The organism is Orrella sp. JC864 (assembly GCF_037026685.1).
Lineage (GTDB): Bacteria > Pseudomonadota > Gammaproteobacteria > Burkholderiales > Burkholderiaceae_B > Orrella.
Genome location: NZ_JBANET010000001.1, coordinates 323,423 through 341,785, shown reverse-complemented (window position 1 = coordinate 341,785; position 18,363 = coordinate 323,423). Strand labels below are relative to the sequence as shown.

14 protein-coding genes are annotated in these 18,363 nt (G+C 70.7%); 6 read left to right on the top strand and 8 right to left on the bottom strand.

From position 1 onward, the window contains the following. Positions 1 to 22: 22 nt before the first annotated feature. On the bottom strand, positions 23 to 1,918 hold the full coding sequence (gene asnB / locus V8Z80_RS01535; protein WP_336060796.1) for an asparagine synthase (glutamine-hydrolyzing): 1,896 nt from the start codon (positions 1,916 to 1,918) through the stop codon (positions 23 to 25). A 177-nt stretch (positions 1,919 to 2,095) separates the two neighbouring features. Between asnB and V8Z80_RS01530 the strand changes: the two genes are divergently transcribed. Further along, the gene (locus V8Z80_RS01530; RefSeq protein WP_336060795.1) at positions 2,096 to 3,040 is read left to right on the top strand and encodes a glycosyltransferase; all 945 of its coding nucleotides are present in this window, start codon (positions 2,096 to 2,098) and stop codon (positions 3,038 to 3,040) included. A gap of 54 nt (positions 3,041 to 3,094) precedes the next feature. Continuing rightward, entirely contained in the window at positions 3,095 to 3,802 is a 708-nt protein-coding gene (locus V8Z80_RS01525; protein ID WP_336060794.1) for a polysaccharide deacetylase family protein, read from the top strand. 15 nt (positions 3,803 to 3,817) lie between these two features. On the opposite strand, the gene V8Z80_RS01520 is transcribed toward V8Z80_RS01525, so the two are convergent. Genes V8Z80_RS01520 through V8Z80_RS01490 form a run of 7 tightly spaced genes read right to left on the bottom strand, consistent with a single transcriptional unit; the run spans position 3,818 to position 13,574 of the window. Further along, entirely contained in the window at positions 3,818 to 5,014 is a 1,197-nt protein-coding gene (locus tag V8Z80_RS01520) for a GNAT family N-acetyltransferase (protein ID WP_336060793.1), read from the bottom strand. Beyond that, the gene (locus V8Z80_RS01515; protein WP_336060792.1) at positions 5,011 to 5,952 is read right to left on the bottom strand and encodes a glycosyltransferase family 2 protein; all 942 of its coding nucleotides are present in this window, start codon (positions 5,950 to 5,952) and stop codon (positions 5,011 to 5,013) included. Before V8Z80_RS01515 ends, V8Z80_RS01520 begins: the two co-directional genes overlap by 4 nt. After that, the gene (locus tag V8Z80_RS01510; protein ID WP_336060791.1) at positions 5,949 to 7,226 is read right to left on the bottom strand and encodes a lipopolysaccharide biosynthesis protein; all 1,278 of its coding nucleotides are present in this window, start codon (positions 7,224 to 7,226) and stop codon (positions 5,949 to 5,951) included. The genes V8Z80_RS01515 and V8Z80_RS01510 overlap by 4 nt, the downstream gene beginning before the upstream one ends. A gap of 18 nt (positions 7,227 to 7,244) precedes the next feature. After that, the gene (locus V8Z80_RS01505; RefSeq protein WP_336060790.1) at positions 7,245 to 9,686 is read right to left on the bottom strand and encodes a capsular biosynthesis protein; all 2,442 of its coding nucleotides are present in this window, start codon (positions 9,684 to 9,686) and stop codon (positions 7,245 to 7,247) included. After that, on the bottom strand, positions 9,683 to 11,035 hold the full coding sequence (locus V8Z80_RS01500) for an O-antigen ligase family protein (protein ID WP_336060789.1): 1,353 nt from the start codon (positions 11,033 to 11,035) through the stop codon (positions 9,683 to 9,685). The genes V8Z80_RS01505 and V8Z80_RS01500 overlap by 4 nt, the downstream gene beginning before the upstream one ends. Further along, a complete protein-coding gene (locus tag V8Z80_RS01495; RefSeq protein WP_336060788.1) occupies positions 11,017 to 12,162 on the bottom strand; it encodes a polysaccharide biosynthesis tyrosine autokinase in 1,146 nt (381 codons plus the stop codon). The genes V8Z80_RS01500 and V8Z80_RS01495 overlap by 19 nt, the downstream gene beginning before the upstream one ends. Beyond that, a complete protein-coding gene (locus V8Z80_RS01490) occupies positions 12,159 to 13,574 on the bottom strand; it encodes a GumC family protein (RefSeq protein WP_336060787.1) in 1,416 nt (471 codons plus the stop codon). Before V8Z80_RS01490 ends, V8Z80_RS01495 begins: the two co-directional genes overlap by 4 nt. Before the next feature lie 206 nt (positions 13,575 to 13,780). Between V8Z80_RS01490 and leuC the strand changes: the two genes are divergently transcribed. The 4 genes from leuC to asd all read left to right on the top strand — a co-directional run bounded on the left by leuC (position 13,781) and on the right by asd (position 18,360). Further along, complete coding sequence (gene leuC / locus V8Z80_RS01485; RefSeq protein WP_336060786.1) at positions 13,781 to 15,184, top strand: 3-isopropylmalate dehydratase large subunit; 1,404 nt, start codon at positions 13,781 to 13,783, stop codon at positions 15,182 to 15,184. Positions 15,185 to 15,194: 10 nt separating this feature from the next. Next, complete coding sequence (gene leuD, locus V8Z80_RS01480) at positions 15,195 to 15,845, top strand: 3-isopropylmalate dehydratase small subunit (RefSeq protein ID WP_155192464.1); 651 nt, start codon at positions 15,195 to 15,197, stop codon at positions 15,843 to 15,845. A 93-nt stretch (positions 15,846 to 15,938) separates the two neighbouring features. After that, complete coding sequence (leuB, locus tag V8Z80_RS01475) at positions 15,939 to 17,015, top strand: 3-isopropylmalate dehydrogenase (protein ID WP_155192462.1); 1,077 nt, start codon at positions 15,939 to 15,941, stop codon at positions 17,013 to 17,015. A gap of 214 nt (positions 17,016 to 17,229) precedes the next feature. After that, the gene (asd, locus tag V8Z80_RS01470) at positions 17,230 to 18,360 is read left to right on the top strand and encodes an aspartate-semialdehyde dehydrogenase (RefSeq protein ID WP_155192460.1); all 1,131 of its coding nucleotides are present in this window, start codon (positions 17,230 to 17,232) and stop codon (positions 18,358 to 18,360) included. The last annotated feature ends 3 nt before the right edge of the window (positions 18,361 to 18,363 follow it).

Genomic DNA, 18,363 nt, shown 5'->3' with positions numbered 1-18,363 from the left:
CGCTTCGGGGCCGCGCGGCGGGTCAGGCCTGCATCTGGCGCACGCGGAACCAGCGCACGAAGTTGATCCAGCGCCAGGCCTGCCAGCTGAAGGGCCGGCGGCCCGCGATGATGTCGTCAAAGGCCCGCAGCAGGGCCTCGGTGTCCAGGAACGGGATGTCGGCCGAGTCGGCCAGCCACAGGCGCGCCTGCGGCGCGAAATCCTGCAGCCACTGGCGTTCGGGCGTGACCAGGCCGATCTTGTCGCGCCGGGCCAGCACCGCGTCGGGCACTAGCCCGCGCAGGGCCGCGCGCAGCACATGCTTGGTTTCGCCCTGCATCGAGATCAGGTAGTGCTCGGGCAGGGACAGCAGGAACTCGGCCATCTCGCGCGTCAGGAAAGGCACGCGGTTCTCCACCGAGAAACGCATCGCGTTGCGGTCGCCCTGGCGCAGCAGGGCGGGCAGGCCGCGCTGGCTCAGCGCGCGGGCCAGGGCTTGCGCGACGCGCCGGCCCCGTGCCGGCGGCATGGGCGCGGGGCGGGGATAGGCCAGGTCCACGCCGGCCTCGCGCAGCAGCCCGGCCGACAGCCAATCGGGCTGCGAGGGCGTGCGGCCCAGCCGCTGGCGCAGCGCCCGGTAGGCATCGTCGCCCAGGAACAGCGAGGCGGTGTGGCGCAGCAGGTGGCCGGTATCGCGGCCCGGCCAGCGCCGCCAGGCCATCAGGAAGGCCGCGGCCTGGTCGATGCGGCCGTTCTCGATCAGGCTTTGCAGGCGGAAGGCGGGATAGCCGTCGTAGCCGGCCAGCATTTCGTCGGCCCCCTGGCCCTCGAGCATGACGGTCAGGCCGTGTTCGCGGGCGGCGCGGAACACCCGGTACTGGGCATAGATGCTTGTGCTGCCGAAGGGCTCGCCCTGCGCCTGGATCAGGTCGTCCAGCTGGGCCGCCAGTTCGCCCGGCTGCACCAGCACGGGGTGCGCGATGGCGCCTACATGGCGGTTGATCTGGTCGGCCCATTGCGCTTCCGAGTGCGGCGAGCCTTCGGCGATGAAGCTGACCGTATGGATGGGCAGGTCCGGTTCGAGATGGCGCATGGCGCACACGATGGCCGAGGAATCCAGGCCGCCGGACAGCGCCGCGCCCAGCGGCACGTCGCTGCGCAGATGCAGGCGCACGCTGGCCAAAAACAGCCGGCGCAGTTCTTCGGCCGCCTCGTCAAAGCCGATCCGCAGCGGCGCCGGCACGGGCGGGCGCCACCACGCGTGCACGCTGGGCGCGGCGCCCGAGCCCGGCTTCCAGCGCAGCAGGTGCCCGGCCTGCAGCCGCCGCACGCCTTGCGAGAAAGTCCGTTCGCTGAAGTCGTAGACGCCATGCGCCAGGTAGTCGTAGGCAGCCTGCCAATCCAGGCGGGCCGTGCCGGCCTGGACCTGCTGCATGGCGCGCAATTCCGAGGCGAAGCACAAGGCGCCGTCCTCATGGCGCCAGAACAGCGGCTTGATGGCGAAGGGATCGACCGCGCAGGTCAGGCTTTGTTCGAGGCTGTCGAAGACGGCAAAGGCGAACATGCCGGTCAGCCGCGGCAAGGCGCGCTCGCCCCAGGCCTGCCAGGCGCACATCAGCACCTCGGTGTCGCTGTCGCTCTCGAACGCGTAGCCTTGCCGGGCCAGCTCCTGGCGCAGCTCGCGGTAGTTGTAGATTTCGCCGTTGAAGGTGATCCAGTAGCGCCCGTCGCGGCTGCGGCGCGGCTGGTGCCCGGCTGGGCTCAGGTCCAGGATGGACAGGCGCGTGTGGCCCAGGTACAGCGTGCCGCCGCCCGCCGGCCAGGCCTGCAGGCCGCGGTCGTCGGGGCCGCGATGCCCGAGCGCTTCGATCCCGCGCTGCAGGCGTTGATTCAGGTCGCTGGGGGGCTGGCTCCACCAGCCGCCGAGTATGCCGCACATAAACCGTCCATATCCATTGTGGCCCGCACAGGCGCCTGGGCGGCGCGGGCTGTCGCCGGGCATGTGCATCATAATGGCAGGCCGTGGCCGGCGCATCACCGAATCGTTGGCGTGGCGCAGTAGAATCGGGCTGCCGTTCCGTGCCCAACCCCCGCCCCGCGCCAGGAAAGCCTACCCATGAGCCAGCAACCGCTAGCCTCCAGCGACTTGAACCCCGTACAGGCTCCGCCGGCCGTGGACCCGGTGGTGATCCCCCTGGTGGTGATATCGCCGGTGCGCGACGAGGCGCAATACCTGCGCCGCACCATGGACGCGATGGTGGCGCAGACCCTGCGGCCGGTCGAATGGATACTGGTGGACGACGGCTCGAAGGACGCCACGCCGCAGATCGTGGCCGAATACGCCGCCAAGTACGATTTCATCCGCCTGGAGCCGCGCCAGGACCGCGGCTTTCGCAAGCTGGGCGGCGGGGTGATCGCCGCCTTCAACTTCGGCAAGTCCCGGATACGCCACGCCGACTACCGCTACATCGCCAAGCTCGACGGCGACATGTCCTTCGGGCCGCGCTATCTCGAGAAGATGATGGCGATGTTCGAGACCGACCCGCGGCTGGCCGCGGTCTCGGGCAAGGTCTACCGCGACGAAGGCGGCCAATACATCGAAGAGAGCCACATCGAAGAGCAGGTTGCCGGCCAATTCAAGCTGTACCGGCGCGAGGCCTTCGAGGACATCGGCGGCTTCGTCGAGCACCTGGCCTGGGACGGCATCGACATCCACCAGGCGCGCTTCAAGGGCTGGCGCACGCTCAGCTTCTACGATCCGGACGCCTGGCTGTGGCATCATCGCATCATGGGTTCGTCCGACCGCAGCATCTACGTGGGCCGCGTGCGCTGGGGCCGCGGCAACTGGTACATGGGCTATCACCCGCTGTATGCGCTGGCCGCCGGCGTGAACCGCATGCGCGAAAAGCCGCGCGTCATCGGCGGGCTGCTGATGATCTGGGGCTACGTCTGGGCCGCCGTGCGCGGCTTGCCGCGCTACGAGGACCTGGAATTTCGCCGCAAGCTGCGCGCCTGGCAGATGCAGCGGCTCAAGCGCTTCCTGCTGGGCGGCGGGCACTGAACCGTGCGCGGCGGCCCGAACCCGCCGGGGCTGGCGCCCCGGGCCGGCAGGATCATGGCGCGCTGGCTGGCGCGCCGGCCCCAGCCGCTGCGCGGGTCCGCGCCCGTGCTGACCGTTACCTTCGACGACGTCATCGGCAGCGCTTGCGAGGCGGGGGCCGAGATTCTGCACAGGCATGGCGCTCTGGCCACCTACTATGTGGCCGGCGGCCTGACGGGCACGCTGGAGGACGACCGCGCCGTCCACAGCGTGGACCAGCTGCGCCGCCTGCACGAGCAGGGCCACGAGATCGCCTGCCACGGCTGGTCGCACCAGCGCTACACCGGTCTGGGCGCGGCCGAACTGCGCGCCGATCTGGCGCGCAACCGGGCCTTTCTCGCGCAGGTGACCGGAGCGGCGCCGAGCAACTTCGCCTATCCCTTCGGGGCGCACGACTTGCGCACCAAGCGGCTGTGCGCCCGGCATTTCGATACCTGCCGCATCCTGGGCGGCGGCTTCCACCGGCGCCAGGCCGACCTGGCCAACCTGGGCAGCTGGCGGCTTTACGGCCACGGCCGCCAGGCGCAGGCCTGGGAGCCGGCGTTGCGCGGGCTGGCCGGCGGGGGCTGGGCCATCTTTAATACGCATGGGGTAGAGCCGGACTGCGGCCGCTACGGCTGCACCCCGCAAGACCTGGAGGCCTTGCTCGCCCGCGCGCGCGAGCTCGGATACCTCATCCTGAACATGCGCCAGGCCCTGGCGTACTGGCGCGGCGCGGCCTGACGGCCTGGCGGCCCATCAGGCCGCGGGCCGGCCGCCGGCCGCGCGCAGGCGCTGCGCCAGCGCGCGCAGCAGGGGCTGGCGGCGCGCCCAGTCGCGGGCCCGCCGGCGCGCCAGCGCCAGCCTGCCGCGCAGCGTCATGGGCATGGCCCACGAATACAGCGCCAGGCTGTGGTCGCTCCAGTCTTTCTTGTAGGCCTCGTCGCCGACCGTCAGGTCAAAGACCCGCAGGCCTGCCTGCACACCGGCCTGCATCATGGCGTATTGCAGCGCGCGTCCGCAGGCATAGCGCGCCCAGCGGCCCGCCTCGTAGGTGGGGACCAGCCAGTAGTAACGGCCCCGGTAGGCCGCGCCCCAGTGCGTGGCCACGATCTGCTCGTCCACCTTCAGGCTGGACAGGCACACCCGGGCGCCGGTGCGCGCCTCGATCCGCAGGCCGGCGTAGAAATCCAGATAGCCCGGCTCGGCATACAGGTCGCGGCTGCCGCTGGCCTGCCAGCGCCGCGACTTCTGGCGGGCCAGCGCCTGCATCACGGGACCGGCGCTGTCGGCATCATGGCTGGGCGTGAGCACGACCTGGCCCTGCTGCTGCAGCTGGCGCATCAGCCTGCGCATGTCGGCTTGCCGCCGCGCCGGGACGCGCGCCTGCAGGGCCTCTACGGTGTCGGGCAAGGTGGCGGCATGCGCGTTCTCGGTATGCCGGGCGTGCGGCAGCGCGGCCATGGGGTTGTCCACCTGTCGCCCCGCCTGGCCGGGCGCGTCCAGGCGCTGCGGCATGCGGCGCAGATCGACGAGGTCGGCCGGCCCCGCGGCGCGCAGCACCTCCCGCCACAGCCGGGCGTAGGCCTGTGGCGGCATCGGGCCGAACACCTCGGCGTCCAGCAGCGGCGCGCGGTAGTCCGAGACCACCTCGCCCAGGAAATCCAGCACCCGCAGCCCCTGGCGGCGGTACAGGGCCAGCGGCCACAGGGCGATGCTGCGGCCTTGCGCGTCGCGGCATTCGACGATGCGCGGCTGCACGCCCTGCGCCGCGCCCACCGTGGCCTGCCAATGGCGGTTCCATTCCCAGGTCTGGAATACGTAGGCGCCGGCGCGCGCCAGCAACCAGTGCCAGCGTGCTTGCAGCGCATCCAGGTCGTGCGACAGATGCAGCGTGCAGCCCGGCAGCACCTCGCCGGGAGCCGGGCATGCCGGGGCCGCGCCCGCAGGGCTCAATGCCGGTACTCCTGGTAGCGGTGTCCGGCCAGCGCCGCGAGCTTGCCGGCCTGCGCCGCCGCGGTGCGCAGCCAGCGCACGGCGCGCGTGCGCGACCCAGGCAGGGTCAGCAGCGCCAGCAGGCCGGCGGCCAGCAGCTGCGCGCCCGCGCGCAGGCCCAGGTACAGGCCCAGCGCCCAGCGCGTCGGACCGTTGCGCCGCTTCATCTCGGCGCGCACGAAGGTCTGCCCGCCGCGATAGGCGCGCTGCAGGATCCAGCCCAGCCGCGCCCGCTCGGGCGGGACGTCTTCGAGCACGGCGGCCTCGTCGCACCAGACCAGCTTGCGGCCCTGTTCCAGCAGCTTGCCGAACAGCACGGTATCGGAGCCGCCGGTGCGGCCATAGGCGGCATCGAACGGGCCCGGCACGGACATCAGCGCCTCGCGCCGCACCAGCACGTTGCCGGTGCGCGCATCGCGCGCGGTGATGGGCGTGCCGCTGCGATAGCGCGGGCGGTCGAAATAGCCGCCCTCGCGCATCCAGGCCGGCGTGCCCGGCGCGTAGCGCGGCAGCACCGGGCCGAACACCGCGTCGGCGCCGCAGGCCTGCTGGGCGGCCACCAGGTGCAGCAGCCAGCCCGGCTCGGGTTCCTCGTCGTCGTCCACGAAAACGATCCAATCGCCGGTGGCGGCATGCACGGCGGCGTTGCGCGCCAGGGCGATGTTGGGCGTGCGCTCGTGCAGCGCGCGCACCGGCAGGCCGGGGTGGTCCTGCCAGCGCGTCAGGACGGCGGCGGCCGAGCGCTGGGGGTCGTTGTCCACGACCACGCATTCGAGCGCCTTGCCCGCGGTGTCCTGGGCAAGGATGGCGGCCAGCAGCGCGTCGAGCTGGGCGGGCCGCTTGTAGGTACAGATGCAGATGCTCAGGTCCGCCGGGCGGGCGGTGGCGTGTGCTGTCATGGGGGCGCAGTCCTGGAAACGATGCGTATGCCGGCCAGCCACACCAGCGCCAGGCTCAGGCATTCGACCGCGGCGAGCGCCATGATAGCGCCCAGGGTGCCGTAGCGGGGGATCAGCAGCAGCGCCACCAGCATGAACAGGAAGCTGGTGACGGCCACGCCCAGCATGTAGCGGTACCGGTCGGCGCCCATCATCAGGGCGGTCCCGACCCAGCGGGCGGCATAGATGGCGAAATAGGCGCCCCAGACCAGCACCAGCGGGCCCACGTTGGCATAGCGCGGCCCCAGCACGTGATGCTGCAGCCAAGGCAGCGCGGCCCACAGCGCCAGCACATAGGCCAGCGTGAGCAGCTCGATGCCCAGCACCGAAGCCCACAGCAGCCGGCGCAAGGCGGCCCCGTCGCCCGCGGCGATCTGCGCGCCCATGACAGGACGGGCCACGCGCGACCAGGCCACCACCGATAGCGAGATGGGCATGAGCAGCAGCCGCGACGCGTTCAGGTCGGCGGCCGCCTCGGCGCCCAGCCACGCCGCCGATACGTAGAGATAGCTGTAGTTGATGCCCCAGGCGAGCAGGGCGCCGGGCAGGCCCAGGCGCCCCCGCCGCCATGACTCGGCCACGGCCTGCGCGTAGCCCAGGGCCCCGGCGGCCTCGCCGGCGGCGGGCGCGGGCCGCCGCGCGGTCCCCCACAGCGCCAGCACGTTGGCCAGCGCCAATGCGGCAAAGATCGCCGGCACGCTCAGCCAGCCGAGCCAGACGAGCAGGCCGGTGGCCGCCAGGACCGCCGCGCCATAGCGCAGGTCGATGCCCAGCACCTGCCTGGCTTTTTCGTCGATGAATAGGATGCTGCGCCGGTACTCGCGCATGGCATTGGTCTTGACGTACAGCGCGAAGGCCGCCCCCAGGGCCACGGCCTGCGGCAGCTGCAGCAAATGGACGGCCAGCATGCAGCCCAGGCCGAACAAGGCCGCGATGCCCCAGCTGAGCCGGCCCTGGAAGCGGTCCATGTGGGCGATCATCGCCGCCCGTCGGGCGGGCGTGTATTGCGAGGCCAGCGTGGTCAGCGGATTGGTGATCAGCGCCTCGGCGATGGTGGCGGCAAACAGCCCCGCCGCGTACAGCTGGGCGTAGGTGCCGTAGTCCTGCTTGGCGGTCAGGCGGATCAGGACCAGGCCCACCGCCAGGTTCAAGGCGCTCAGCCATGCCTGGTCGATGATGGACGTGGCGGCGTTCCAAAGCAGGCCGGGACGTCGGGGCGGGGATGCCGGTGCCATCGGGGCTTCCTGGCCGTGCTAGCCGCAGGCCGGCGGCGCCGCGCTGCCGGCCGGCTCGCCGGGCGTCTGCCGGACGATTTCGTACCAGGGGCTCGGCCGCGCGCCGGGGCGGGGCGAAAGATCCAGGGCGAAGCCGCCGTCGGTGGCGCCGACCTGTTCGGCCGGCAAGGCCGGCAGGCGCCGGCCCTGTTCGTCCAGGGGATAGACCGTGATCGCGCCGGGCTCGGCCGTCCAGCGCACGCAAAGCGGCGCGCGCCAGAGCCAGGCCGGGGCCTTGGCGTAGCGCGCGCCCGAGGGCGCATCCGGACGGTCGGGATCGGGCTCCAGGGTCCAGCGGTCCAGGGTGTCCTTGTAGCGTTGCAACTGCTTGGGCCGGGCCGGCACCGAGCCGGGCTGCGTGCCGACGGTGCCGCTGCCCACGCTCAGCAGCAGGCGCGCGGCGCGTGCCAGCGGCGCCTCGTCCAGCGAGGCCAGCAGCAGTTGTGCGCTGCCGTGCGCCGCGGCCGGGCTGCGCGCCTGCAGGCTTGCCCCGCGCCAGGCGGCGTCCAGCGCGCCGAAATAGCCGGCGATGCGCGGCGCATCGATGTCCAGGCGCTGCTGTGCGCGGTCGTACAGCAGCTGCTGGCGCGCCGGGGCGTCCGGGCGCGGCGGCAGGGGGCCGGCCCCGGCGTCCCCGGGCAGCACCCTGGAAGCGAGCTGCCAGCGCAGGCCGTCCTGCGGCGCAATGCCGGCCCGGGCCGCAGTGCGTTCCAGGCCGTCGCCCAGGCCCGAGGCCGCGATGCCGTAACGCATGGCCGGCGTCAGCGGCAGCGCGATCCGGCCGGGCAGGGGCGCGAGCGCGCCGCCGCGGAAGATCTGCGCGCCGGGCCCGGCCATCACGTACTTGCCCCAGTCGCCGCTCAGCGTGAAGTTGCCCGGCGCCTTCAAGCCCTCGGGCTGCGTGGCGTAGTCGAAGAAGAACAGGCCGTCCCAGTCCTGCACCGCGGCCACCGCGGCGACGATGGGCAGGATCTCCGCGCCGTGCGGATTGGGATGGGGCAGGTTGAATTCGCTCAGCACGAAGGGCTTGCCCTCCTGGCGGCGCAGCGACAGCGCCAGCAGCGTGTCGATCTGGCCGCGGCTGGGCGCCAGGGCGCGGATGCTCCAGTCGCGCTGCTCGTCATGGCCGCCGGGAAAGGCGGGATGGTCGATGTACTGGTGCTCGTCGATGTAGTCCATGGCCGCGTGCGAATCGAAGTTCAGCACGCCGCCGTAGCTCATCTGGGTGCCGGTCACCGGGACCCGCGGATCGGTCTCTTCATGGACCACCTGCCGCAGGCGGTCCAGGTAGGCGCGGTCGGTATCGACCAGGAAAGCCAGGAAATCGCGCAGCCGCAGCGACTCGCCGGCGAGCTCGGGCGGTTCGCCGGCGGCCGGCAGCACGGACCTGAGATTGTCCTGCAGCCGCGCCAGCAGCCGTTCGAAGCGGTCGGCGATGCGTCCGCCGTCGCTGCGCGCCAGCAGCGGCAAGGACTGGCCATCGTCGGCCCGGCACGTTCCCCAGGCCTGGCAGGCTTGCCGGGAGCCGCCGTACTTGCGCGCCAGCCAGGCGTTCCAGCGCTCGCGCAGGAAGGGCTCGTAGGCCGACGGCACGGCCTGCTCGTTCCAGCGCATGCGCACCCAGGAGGCCATCAGCGAGGATTCGTTGTTGATCTCGACCATCGCCAGCGCGGGGTTGTCCTTCAGGCCCAGCGCCTGGATCAGCTGCCGGGCGTTCTGCTCTTGCAGCGCGATCATGCGCGGGTGGTACACGTGCACGGCATTGCCGATGGGCATCCGGTTCGAGGGGGCGTCGAAATCTGGCAGGCCGTCGATCTCGGGCCGGAAGCGGTAGCTGACGTACAGGTTCAGGTTGATGTAGATGCCTTCGGCCGCCAGGGCCGCGATCAGCCCTTTAAGGCGGCGCACCGCCTGCGGATTGAAGGTGGGATAGGGCCCTTCGGCAAGGATGCTGCGTGGATCGGGCTGCTGCCCGGGCGCGAAATCCATGTGGTGCAGCCGCACCGCGTTAAAGCCCGCCTTGCTCAGGCGGCGCGCCAGCCGGTGCGCCTGCTGCGCGTCGGGAAAGTTGGCGCCGAAACTCAGGTTCACGCCGTACAGCCGCACGCGCCGGTCGTCCCGGGTGCCGGGCCGCAGGTCCGGCCCCACGCGGTAGAAGTGCCCGTCGCGCACCACCAGGCGGTCGGCCGGCCCCAGCGGGCGGTTCAGCGCCGACTGCTCGGGTGCGCCAGCCAGCGCGTCCTCGTCGATGGTGAAGGGATACCACTGGCCGCCAGCCGGCTCCTGGCCCAGGCCGCAGGCCGGCGCGCCGGCCAGCAGCGCGCCGGCCGCCAGCGCGATGGCAAGGGCCCGCGCGCGGGCGGGACGGCCTGCGCCCCGCGCGCCGCGGTATCGGCCCTGGGGGCGGCCCGGCGGCCTCATGGACGCGCGTCCGCCAGCGCCTGGCGATGCAGCCGCAGGCGCGCGGACACCATCGCCGAGGAGCAGATCAGCCAGAAATACTCGAATTGCACGCCGCGAAACAGGATGCTCTCGGAGATGTTGGCGATCACGATGAGGACGAAGAAGGCCCAGTGGAAGGCACCCTCGGCGCGGTCTATGCGTATGAGCCGCGCCAGCTGCCAGGCATGCCAGGCCAGCATGGCGGCCACCAGCGCCAGGCCGATCAGGCCCAGTTCGTTGAGCACGTCCAGATAGCCGTTGTGCGCCTGCAGGGGAATGTAGTGCAGGATGTCGATGGCGTATTGCGAAGGGCTGCCCACGCCCAGCCAGTAGGCGCCGTAGCCGATGCCCTGCCAGGGGTGCTTGGCGATTTCCAGCGCCACCAGCTGCCAGATGTCCATGCGGCCGGTCAGGTCGGCGCTCTTGTTGAAAAGGCCGGCTATCGGCCCGACCAGCTCTTCCCAGTAGGGCAGGCGGCCCATCACGGAATAGAACAGGTGCAGCCCCAGCATGGCCAGCAGCGCCGCGCCCAGCACGGCGATGGCCGTGACGTGGCGCCCGCGCACATAGTCCCGGGCCAGGAACAGGTACAGCGCCGAGCCGGTCATGGCGATGATCAGCGAGGTGGTGCTCTTGGCCAGCACCAGCATCATCAGGGCGAACAGGCCGCCGGCCAGGCAAACCCGCCAGTCCAGCCGGCTTTCGCGCCATTGGCGCAGCCACAGCAGGACGGTGAAGGCGCTGACGATGCCCATGATGTTCTTGTGCCAGAAGATGCCTCGCCAGGCGCCGCCCAGCTGGTAGTCCACGCCGACCTGCGGGAGGGCCAGCGCGACCAGCAGGCACAGGAACAGCAGCACGGTGAAGGTGCTGAGCACGGTGCCGGCAAAGCGCGCCAGGTTGCCCAGCGGCGGCGCCACGGCCAGGCCGATCAGGATCAGGCCCGCCAGCTGCACGGTGCGCTTGACGGTGGTGACCGGGTAGGGCGACCAGAAGGCCGTGCACGCGCACCAGAGCAGGATCAGGAGCAGGAAAGGATTGAGCGCGCGCAGGTTGCGCAGCGCGGTCTGGCGGTTCATCCACAGGACCCAGGCCGCCAGCATGAAGATGCTGCCGAACACCACGGGCAGCAGGACCGAGCCTTCGGCATAGTTCGTGTCGCGCACGGTCGAGGCCGAAAACAGGTTGGAGGTGCGGATCAGCGGAAAGCCCGCCGCCACGGCCACGACGATCGTCGTGGCCAGCGCCTGCCGGCGCTCGCGCGCCCGCAGCCGCGCATCGTGCCTGAGCGTGCTGGCCGGCGCCAGGTCTATCGCCAGCCTAGCCATTTGCGCCACCCCGATCGCGGCGGCCCGGCCTGCGCGCCGCCGTATCCGTTGTAGACCGCCCCCACCAGCTGGGCGCCGGCCCTGCGCATGCGTTCCTGCGTCTGGAGGTAGTCGCTCAGCAGCGTCATGTCCTGGCGGGCCACCAGCAGGCAGACGTCGGTCTGGCTGGCGATGATCTGCGCGTCGGACGAGCGGTTGGCCGCCGGCGTATCGACCACGATGACGTCGAACTCGTCGCGCAGGCGGTCGATGAAGCGGCGCAGGGCTGGATTGCCCAGGATCTCGGTGGGGTTGGGCGGCTTGGGCCCGGCCTCCAGCACGTGCAGCAGGGGAAAGCCCGAGACCGGCACCCCGGCGGCCGGCGGCGCCAGCCCGGCCAGCATGGCGGACAGGCCCGCCGTGGATTCGAGCTTGAAGAGCTTGCGCGTGTCGGCCGCCCGCAGGTCGGCATCGATCAGCAGCACCCGCTGGCCCGATTGCGAATAGGCCAGCGCCAGGCTGGCGGCCAGGTAGGACTTGCCCTCGCCCTGGTTGGGGCTGACCACCGACAGCGAGAATCGCCGCCGCTCGCCCAGCCGCAGCGAGATCTCGGCGCGCACCTGCCGCACGGCCTCGGCTTCGCGGCCGAAGGGCGCGTGGGCGATCGCCAGGCTGCGGTCCACGCCGCGCTGCGCCTGCAGGGCGTTGGCATAGTTGAACTGTTCGGAGAGCGCCGACTGGATGTCGCGCTCGGTCAGGTAGCCGAGCCGGATCGCCGCCTCGCCAAAGCGCAGGCCCTGGCTTTGCTGCAAGCCGATGATCCGCTCGACCTGCTCGGCATTGAGCAGGCCGGCGCTGACCAGCCGTTCGCCCATCTTGCCCCCGGTGCGCCCGCCCGCCGCATCGCGCGGCATGGCCGGCGCCTCGGACGGCGCGGCCTGCGGGGCGGCGGGCGCCACCGGTTCGGGCGCGAGGGGCGCCACCGGTTCGGTCGTGGGCCGCGCCACGGGCTCCGGCGCGGCCGGCACCACTGGTTCCGGCGCGGCCGGCTCCACCGGTTCCGGCGCGCCGCCAGGAGAGCTGCCGTCGGCGAACAGCGGGGGCAGGCTGCGGTACGGCGGGGCGGGCTTGTCGTCGCGGTCCGTCATGCGCGTGCTCCGGCCGGTTCGGCGCCGCCGGGATGGCCGATCCGCCCGATCAGGGGCGGGCCGTCGGCGCGGTCCATGTCGTCGGGGCAGCGCACGCGCCGCTGGCGCAGCTCGGCCAGCAGCGCCAGCATCAGGCCGGCCACCAGGCCGACGATCGCGCTGGCGACCAGGCTTTGCACCTTGCGCGGCCGGGCCGGCACGGTGGGCAGTTCGGCGGCGCGCAGCACGGTCAGGTTGGGCGTGGTGACGTTGCTGGCCATCAGCAGGCCATCGTATTTCTGCAAGGCGGTGTTGTAGATCTGCTGGACGCTGGCCAACTGGCGCTGATAGGCCGCGATGCGGTCGCGGTGCTGCTTTTCCTCGAGCAGGGCGGTGCGTTCCTTGGCGATGGCCGCCTGCAGCGCGTCCTCCTGGGCCGCGTAGCGGGCCGCCTCGTTGCGGTTGCGCTCGAGCGCCGCGCGCGCCTCGCTGTCGATGCGCGCCTGGATGCCGCTGCGCTCCTGCGCAAGCCCGCGCACGGCGGGATGGTTGCTGCCGTACACGGCCTGCGCGTCGGCCAGGCGCCGGTTGACGTCGCTGAGCTTGGACTTCAGGTCGTTGATGCTGGGCAGCTGCGCGATTTCGGGCAGCTCGTCGATCCGCGCTCCCTGGGCCACCAGCTTGGCGGTGATCTCGTTGTTGGCTTCGGCCTCCTGGCGCCGGTTCTGCAGCAGGGCAAGCTGGGTCGTCAGTTCGTTGAGCTGGCGCAGGCCCAGGTCGTCGCGTTCGCCGATCTCCAGGATGCCGGTCTGGCGCTGGTAGCGGGTCATCTCGTCCTGGATGCGGTCCAGTTCGGCGCGCAGCTGCTCGAGCTGGATGTTGTACTGTTCGCTGCGCGAGCGGGCCGCCTTGAGCGCGATGTCCTGGGTGATGCGGATGTACGATTGCACGATGGCGTTGGCGATGTCGCGGGCTTGCTCGGGGCTGTTGCCCGAATAGGCCACCCGGATGACCCGGCTGCCGCCGGGACGCTCGATCTCGGTGTTGCGGATGATGGATTCGATCATGCGGCTGACGGCGCGGGCCTCGCCTTCGCTGGCGGCCGTGTCGAGATAGGCCTGCTCGCGGCGCAGCCCCTGGCTGTCGAGCACGGCGCTGGCCACGACGTGGCTGCGCAGCATGTCCATCTGCGTCTGCACGTAGCTGTCGTCCAGCGCCGCCGAGAACATGCGGCCCATGATCGGGTCGTTCTCGCGGTAATCGATGTACAGGTCGGAGTAGGCCGTCCAGGTGCGCGGCACTACCAGGACGATGACCAGCGTCAGCAGCACGATGAGGGCGGCGGTGCCCAGCACCAGCCGGCGGCGCGCCAGGATCATGGCGGCGATCTGGTTCAGGGTGAAAAGGCCAGAATCGGCGCGGGGCTGGGTCACGGCAGGGGGGATCTCTACTAGTCCGACACCGGATTTTAGCGGACTTGCGCCCGGGCCGTGGGGCCGCGCGCCGCCGTCCGGGCCAGGATACATTGTGTCATGCGGGCGGCGGCCGGCCGCCCCGCGTGGGCATAATGCAACGATACGAATCCAACGATACCGGCCCCGCGTCCCGTGCGGCGGCCGGATCTCCTGCGAGACAGCCCATGGCCCAAACCCTGTACGACAAGCTCTGGAACGCCCACGTGGTGGACCAGGAATCCGACGGCACCTGCCTGGTGTATATCGACCGGCACCTGCTGCACGAGGTGACCAGCCCGCAAGCGTTCGAAGGCCTGTCGCTGGCCGGGCGCAAGCCCTGGCGCGTGAACGCCAACCTGGCGGTGGCCGACCACAACGTGCCCACCGAGGGCCGCGCCCGGGGCATCAGCGACCCCATTTCCAAGCTGCAGGTCGACACCCTGGATGCCAACTGCGAGAAATACGGGGTGACCGAATTCCGCATGAACGACCTGCGCCAGGGCATCGTGCACGTGATCGGACCCGAGCAGGGCGCCACGCTGCCGGGCATGACCGTGGTATGCGGCGATTCGCACACCAGCACGCACGGCGCGGTCGGCGCGCTGGCCTTCGGCATCGGCACTTCCGAGGTCGAGCACGTGCTGGCCACGCAGACCCTGCTCATGAAAAAGAGCAAGAGCCTGCTGATCAAGGTCGAGGGCGAACTGCCCTTCGGCTGTTCGGCCAAGGACGTGGCGCTGCACATCATCGGCGTGATCGGCACGGCCGGCGGCACCGGCTGCGCCATCGAGTTCGCCGGCAGCACCATCCGGGCCTTGTCCATCGAAGGCCGCATGACGCTTTGCAACATGTCCATCGAGGCCGGCGCGCGCTCGGGCATGGTGGCCGTGGACGACAAGACCATCGACTACTTTCGCGGGCGGCCGTATTCGCCGGTGGGCCCGCTGTGGGACCAGGCGGTGGCGTATTGGCGCACCCTGCACTCGGACGAGGGCGCGCGGTTCGACCGCGTGGTCGAGATCGACGCGCGCCAGATCAAGCCGCAGGTGACCTGGGGCACTTCGCCCGAGATGGTGCTGCCGGTCGATGCCCGCGTGCCCGATCCCGACAAGGAAAAGGACGACGTGCGCCGCAACGGTATGGAGCGCGCCTTGCAATACATGGGCCTGAAGCCCAACACGCCGCTGGTGGACATCAAGGTCGATCGCGTGTTCATCGGCTCGTGCACCAACTCGCGCATCGAGGACCTGCGCGCGGCGGCCGAGGTCGCGCGCGGCAAGCGCGTGGCGCCCAACGTGCGCCAGGCCATGGTGGTGCCCGGTTCGGGCCTGGTCAAGCAGCAGGCCGAGCGCGAGGGCCTGGACCGCATCTTCCGCGAGGCGGGCTTCGAATGGCGCGAGCCGGGCTGTTCGATGTGCCTGGCCATGAACGCCGACCGTCTCGAGCCCGGCGAGCGCTGCGCCTCGACCTCCAACCGCAATTTCGAGGGCCGCCAGGGCCAGGGCGGGCGCACCCACCTGGTCAGCCCGGCCATGGCCGCCGCCGCCGCGGTGGCCGGCCATTTCGTCGACGTGCGCAATTTCCGCTAAGGAGCCGGCCATGCAAGCATTTACCACCCACGAAGGCCTGGTCGTCCCGCTCGACCGCGAGAACGTCGACACCGACCTGATCATTCCCAAGCAGTTCCTCAAGTCGATCAAGCGCACCGGTTTCGGGCCCAACCTGTTCGATGAGCTGCGCTACCTGGACCACGGCGAACCCGGCATGGACAACAGCCGCCGCCCGCTCAATCCCGATTTCGTGCTGAACCAGCCCCGCTACCAGGGCGCGTCCATCCTGCTCGCGCGCAGGAACTTCGGCTGCGGCTCGAGCCGCGAGCACGCTCCCTGGGCCCTGACGCAGTACGGCTTTCGCGCGATCATCGCGCCGTCCTACGCCGACATCTTCTTCAACAACAGCTTCAAGAACGGGCTGCTGCCCATCGTGCTGTCGGAGCTCGAAGTGACCCGCCTGTTCGACGAGGTGCGGGCCTTCGTCGGCTACAAGCTGACGATCGACCTGGACCGCCAGGTGGTGATCACGCCCCAGGGCAGCGCGCTGCCGTTCGACATCGAGCCTTTCCGCAAGTATTGCCTGCTCAACGGCTTTGACGACATCGGCCTGACGCTGCGCCGCGCCGACAAGATCCGCGCCTTCGAGGCCGAGCACCTGGCGCGCTATCCCTGGCTGGATCTCAAGCCGGTGGCCTGAGGCCGCGCCTTCGGCCGGGCCGCCCCCGAGGGGCGGCCGGCGCGCGGCGCATTCTTTTTCTTCATTCATACTTTCAAGCAGGAACACGCTCTGATGGCTCACAAGATCGCGGTATTGCCCGGCGACGGCATCGGCCCGGAAATCATCGAACAGGCGGTAAGGGTGCTCGGCGCCCTGGGCCAGTCCTTCGAGCTGCAGGAGGCCAAGGTGGGCGGGGCGGCTTTCGACGCCTTCGAGCACCCGCTGCCGCCGGCCACGCTGGCGCTGGCCAAGAACGCCTCGGCCGTGCTGTTCGGCGCCGTGGGCGACTGGAAATACGACAGCCTGCCGCGCGAGTTCCGCCCGGAGCAGGCCATCCTGGGCCTGCGGCGCGAGCTGGGCCTGTTCGCCAACTTCCGGCCGGCCATCCTGTATCCCGAACTGGCCAGCGCCTCCAGCTTGCGTCCCGAGATCGTCTCGGGATTGAACATCCTGATCCTGCGCGAGCTGACGGGCGACATCTATTTCGGCAAGCCGCGCGGCGTGCGCACGGCCGAGGACGGCCCCTTCAAGGGCGAGCGCGAAGGCTACGACACCATGCGCTATGCCGAGCCGGAGATCCGCCGCATCGCGCACCTGGGCTTTCAGGCCGCGCAAAAGCGCAGCAAGCGCCTGTGCAGCGTGGACAAGGCCAACGTGCTGGAGACCTCGCAGTTATGGCGCGACATCGTGATCGAGGTCGCGCGCGAGTATCCCGACGTCGAGCTCTCGCACATGTACGTGGATAACGCCGCCATGCAGCTGGTGCGCGCGCCGCGCCAGTTCGACGTGATCGTCACCGGCAACCTGTTCGGCGACATCCTCTCGGACGAGGCCGCCATGCTGACCGGCTCGATCGGCATGCTGCCCTCGGCCTCGCTGAACGCCTCGGGGCAAGGGCTGTACGAACCGAGCCACGGTTCGGCGCCGGATATCGCCGGCAAGGGCCTGGCCAACCCGCTGGCCACCATCCTGTCGGCGGCCATGATGCTGCGCTACTCCCTGGACATGGCGCCGCTGGCCGACCGCATCGAGGCCGCCGTGGGCAAGGTGCTGGCCCAGGGCCTGCGCACCGCCGACATCTACGAGGAAGGCACCACCAAGGTGGGCACCGCGCAGATGGGCGACGCCGTGCTCAAGGCGCTGGCCTGAGGCAGCGCCGCTTCGGGGCGCGCGCCGCTCGCGGCCGCGCCATCGCGCAGGCCACAGGCGGCCGTGCGCCGCAAGCCCCGGGGCGGGCGCTTGCGGCGCACGGCCGTTGCAATAACGCCCCTGGTGCGGGGCCGCCCCCCTGTTTCTGATAAATTGTGGGGTTCCAACGTCACTTTCCGACGGATTCTTTCATCTGGATGCAAGGCAAATAGAAATGGCTCAAGCAGTAGGCTTGGTCGGCTGGCGCGGCATGGTGGGCTCGGTCCTCATGCAGCGCATGCGCGACGAGAACGACTTTTCCCTCATCGAACCGGTTTTTTTCTCGACCAGCAACGCGGGCGGCAAGGCCCCGGCCTGGGCCGAGGGCGCCGGCGCGCTGCAAGACGCCTACGACATCGAAGCCCTCAAGAAACTGCCCATCATCCTGACCGCCCAAGGCGGCGACTACACCACGGCCGTCTACGGCAAGCTGCGCGAGGCCGGCTGGCAAGGCATCTGGATCGATGCGGCCAGCACGCTGCGCATGGCCGATGACGCCATCATCGTGCTCGATCCGGTCAACCGTCCCGTCATCGACGCGGCGCTGGCGCGCGGCGTGCGCAACTTCGTCGGCGGCAACTGCACCGTCAGCTGCATGCTCATGGGCCTGGCGGGCCTGTTCAAGCAGGACTTGGTCCAGTGGATGACCAGCATGACCTACCAGGCCGCCTCGGGCGGCGGCGCGCAGCACATGCGCGAGCTGCTCACCCAGTTCGGCCTGATCAACGCGCAAGTCAAGCCGCTGCTGGACGATCCGGCCTCGGCCATCCTGGAGATCGATCGCGGCGTGCTGGCCTTGCAGCAGGGCGGCACGCTGCCGGTCGAGCATTTCGGCGTGCCCTTGGCCGGCAACCTCATCCCCTGGATCGACAAGGACCTGGGCAACGGCGTCTCGCGCGAGGAATGGAAAGGCGGCGTCGAAACCAACAAGATCCTGGGCCGCGGCCCGGGCTTTGACGCGCCCGCCACGCCCATCGACGGCCTGTGCGTGCGCATCGGCGCCATGCGCTGCCACAGCCAGGCCCTGACGATCAAGCTGCGCCGCGACGTGCCGCTGGACGAGATCGAGGCCATGGTGCGCGAAGGCACGGCCTGGGCCAGGTTCGTGCCCAACGACAAGGAGTCCTCGGTGCGCGCGCTCAGCCCCGTGGCGGTCACCGGTACGCTGGACATCCCCGTGGGCCGCATCCGCAAGCTGGCCATGGGGCCGGAATACATCAGCGCCTTCACGGTCGGCGACCAGCTGCTGTGGGGCGCGGCTGAGCCTTTGCGCCGCATGCTGCGCATCGCGCTGGGTGAACTGTAAAAG

Excerpts from the sequence above, each read along its gene's own strand:
- V8Z80_RS01505 (WP_336060790.1), bottom strand. The coding sequence starts at position 9,686 with ATGAGGCCGCCGGGCCGCCCCCAGGGCCGATACCGCGGCGCGCGGGGC.
- V8Z80_RS01495 (WP_336060788.1), bottom strand. The coding sequence starts at position 12,162 with ATGACGGACCGCGACGACAAGCCCGCCCCGCCGTACCGCAGCCTGCCC.
- leuC (WP_336060786.1), top strand. The coding sequence starts at position 13,781 with ATGGCCCAAACCCTGTACGACAAGCTCTGGAACGCCCACGTGGTGGAC.
- asnB (WP_336060796.1), bottom strand. The coding sequence starts at position 1,918 with ATGTGCGGCATACTCGGCGGCTGGTGGAGCCAGCCCCCCAGCGACCTG.
- V8Z80_RS01525 (WP_336060794.1), top strand. The coding sequence starts at position 3,095 with ATGGCGCGCTGGCTGGCGCGCCGGCCCCAGCCGCTGCGCGGGTCCGCG.
- asd (WP_155192460.1), top strand. The coding sequence starts at position 17,230 with ATGGCTCAAGCAGTAGGCTTGGTCGGCTGGCGCGGCATGGTGGGCTCG.
- V8Z80_RS01510 (WP_336060791.1), bottom strand. The coding sequence starts at position 7,226 with ATGGCACCGGCATCCCCGCCCCGACGTCCCGGCCTGCTTTGGAACGCC.
- V8Z80_RS01500 (WP_336060789.1), bottom strand. The coding sequence starts at position 11,035 with ATGGCTAGGCTGGCGATAGACCTGGCGCCGGCCAGCACGCTCAGGCAC.
- leuD (WP_155192464.1), top strand. The coding sequence starts at position 15,195 with ATGCAAGCATTTACCACCCACGAAGGCCTGGTCGTCCCGCTCGACCGC.
- V8Z80_RS01515 (WP_336060792.1), bottom strand. The coding sequence starts at position 5,952 with ATGACAGCACACGCCACCGCCCGCCCGGCGGACCTGAGCATCTGCATC.
- leuB (WP_155192462.1), top strand. The coding sequence starts at position 15,939 with ATGGCTCACAAGATCGCGGTATTGCCCGGCGACGGCATCGGCCCGGAA.
- V8Z80_RS01530 (WP_336060795.1), top strand. The coding sequence starts at position 2,096 with ATGAGCCAGCAACCGCTAGCCTCCAGCGACTTGAACCCCGTACAGGCT.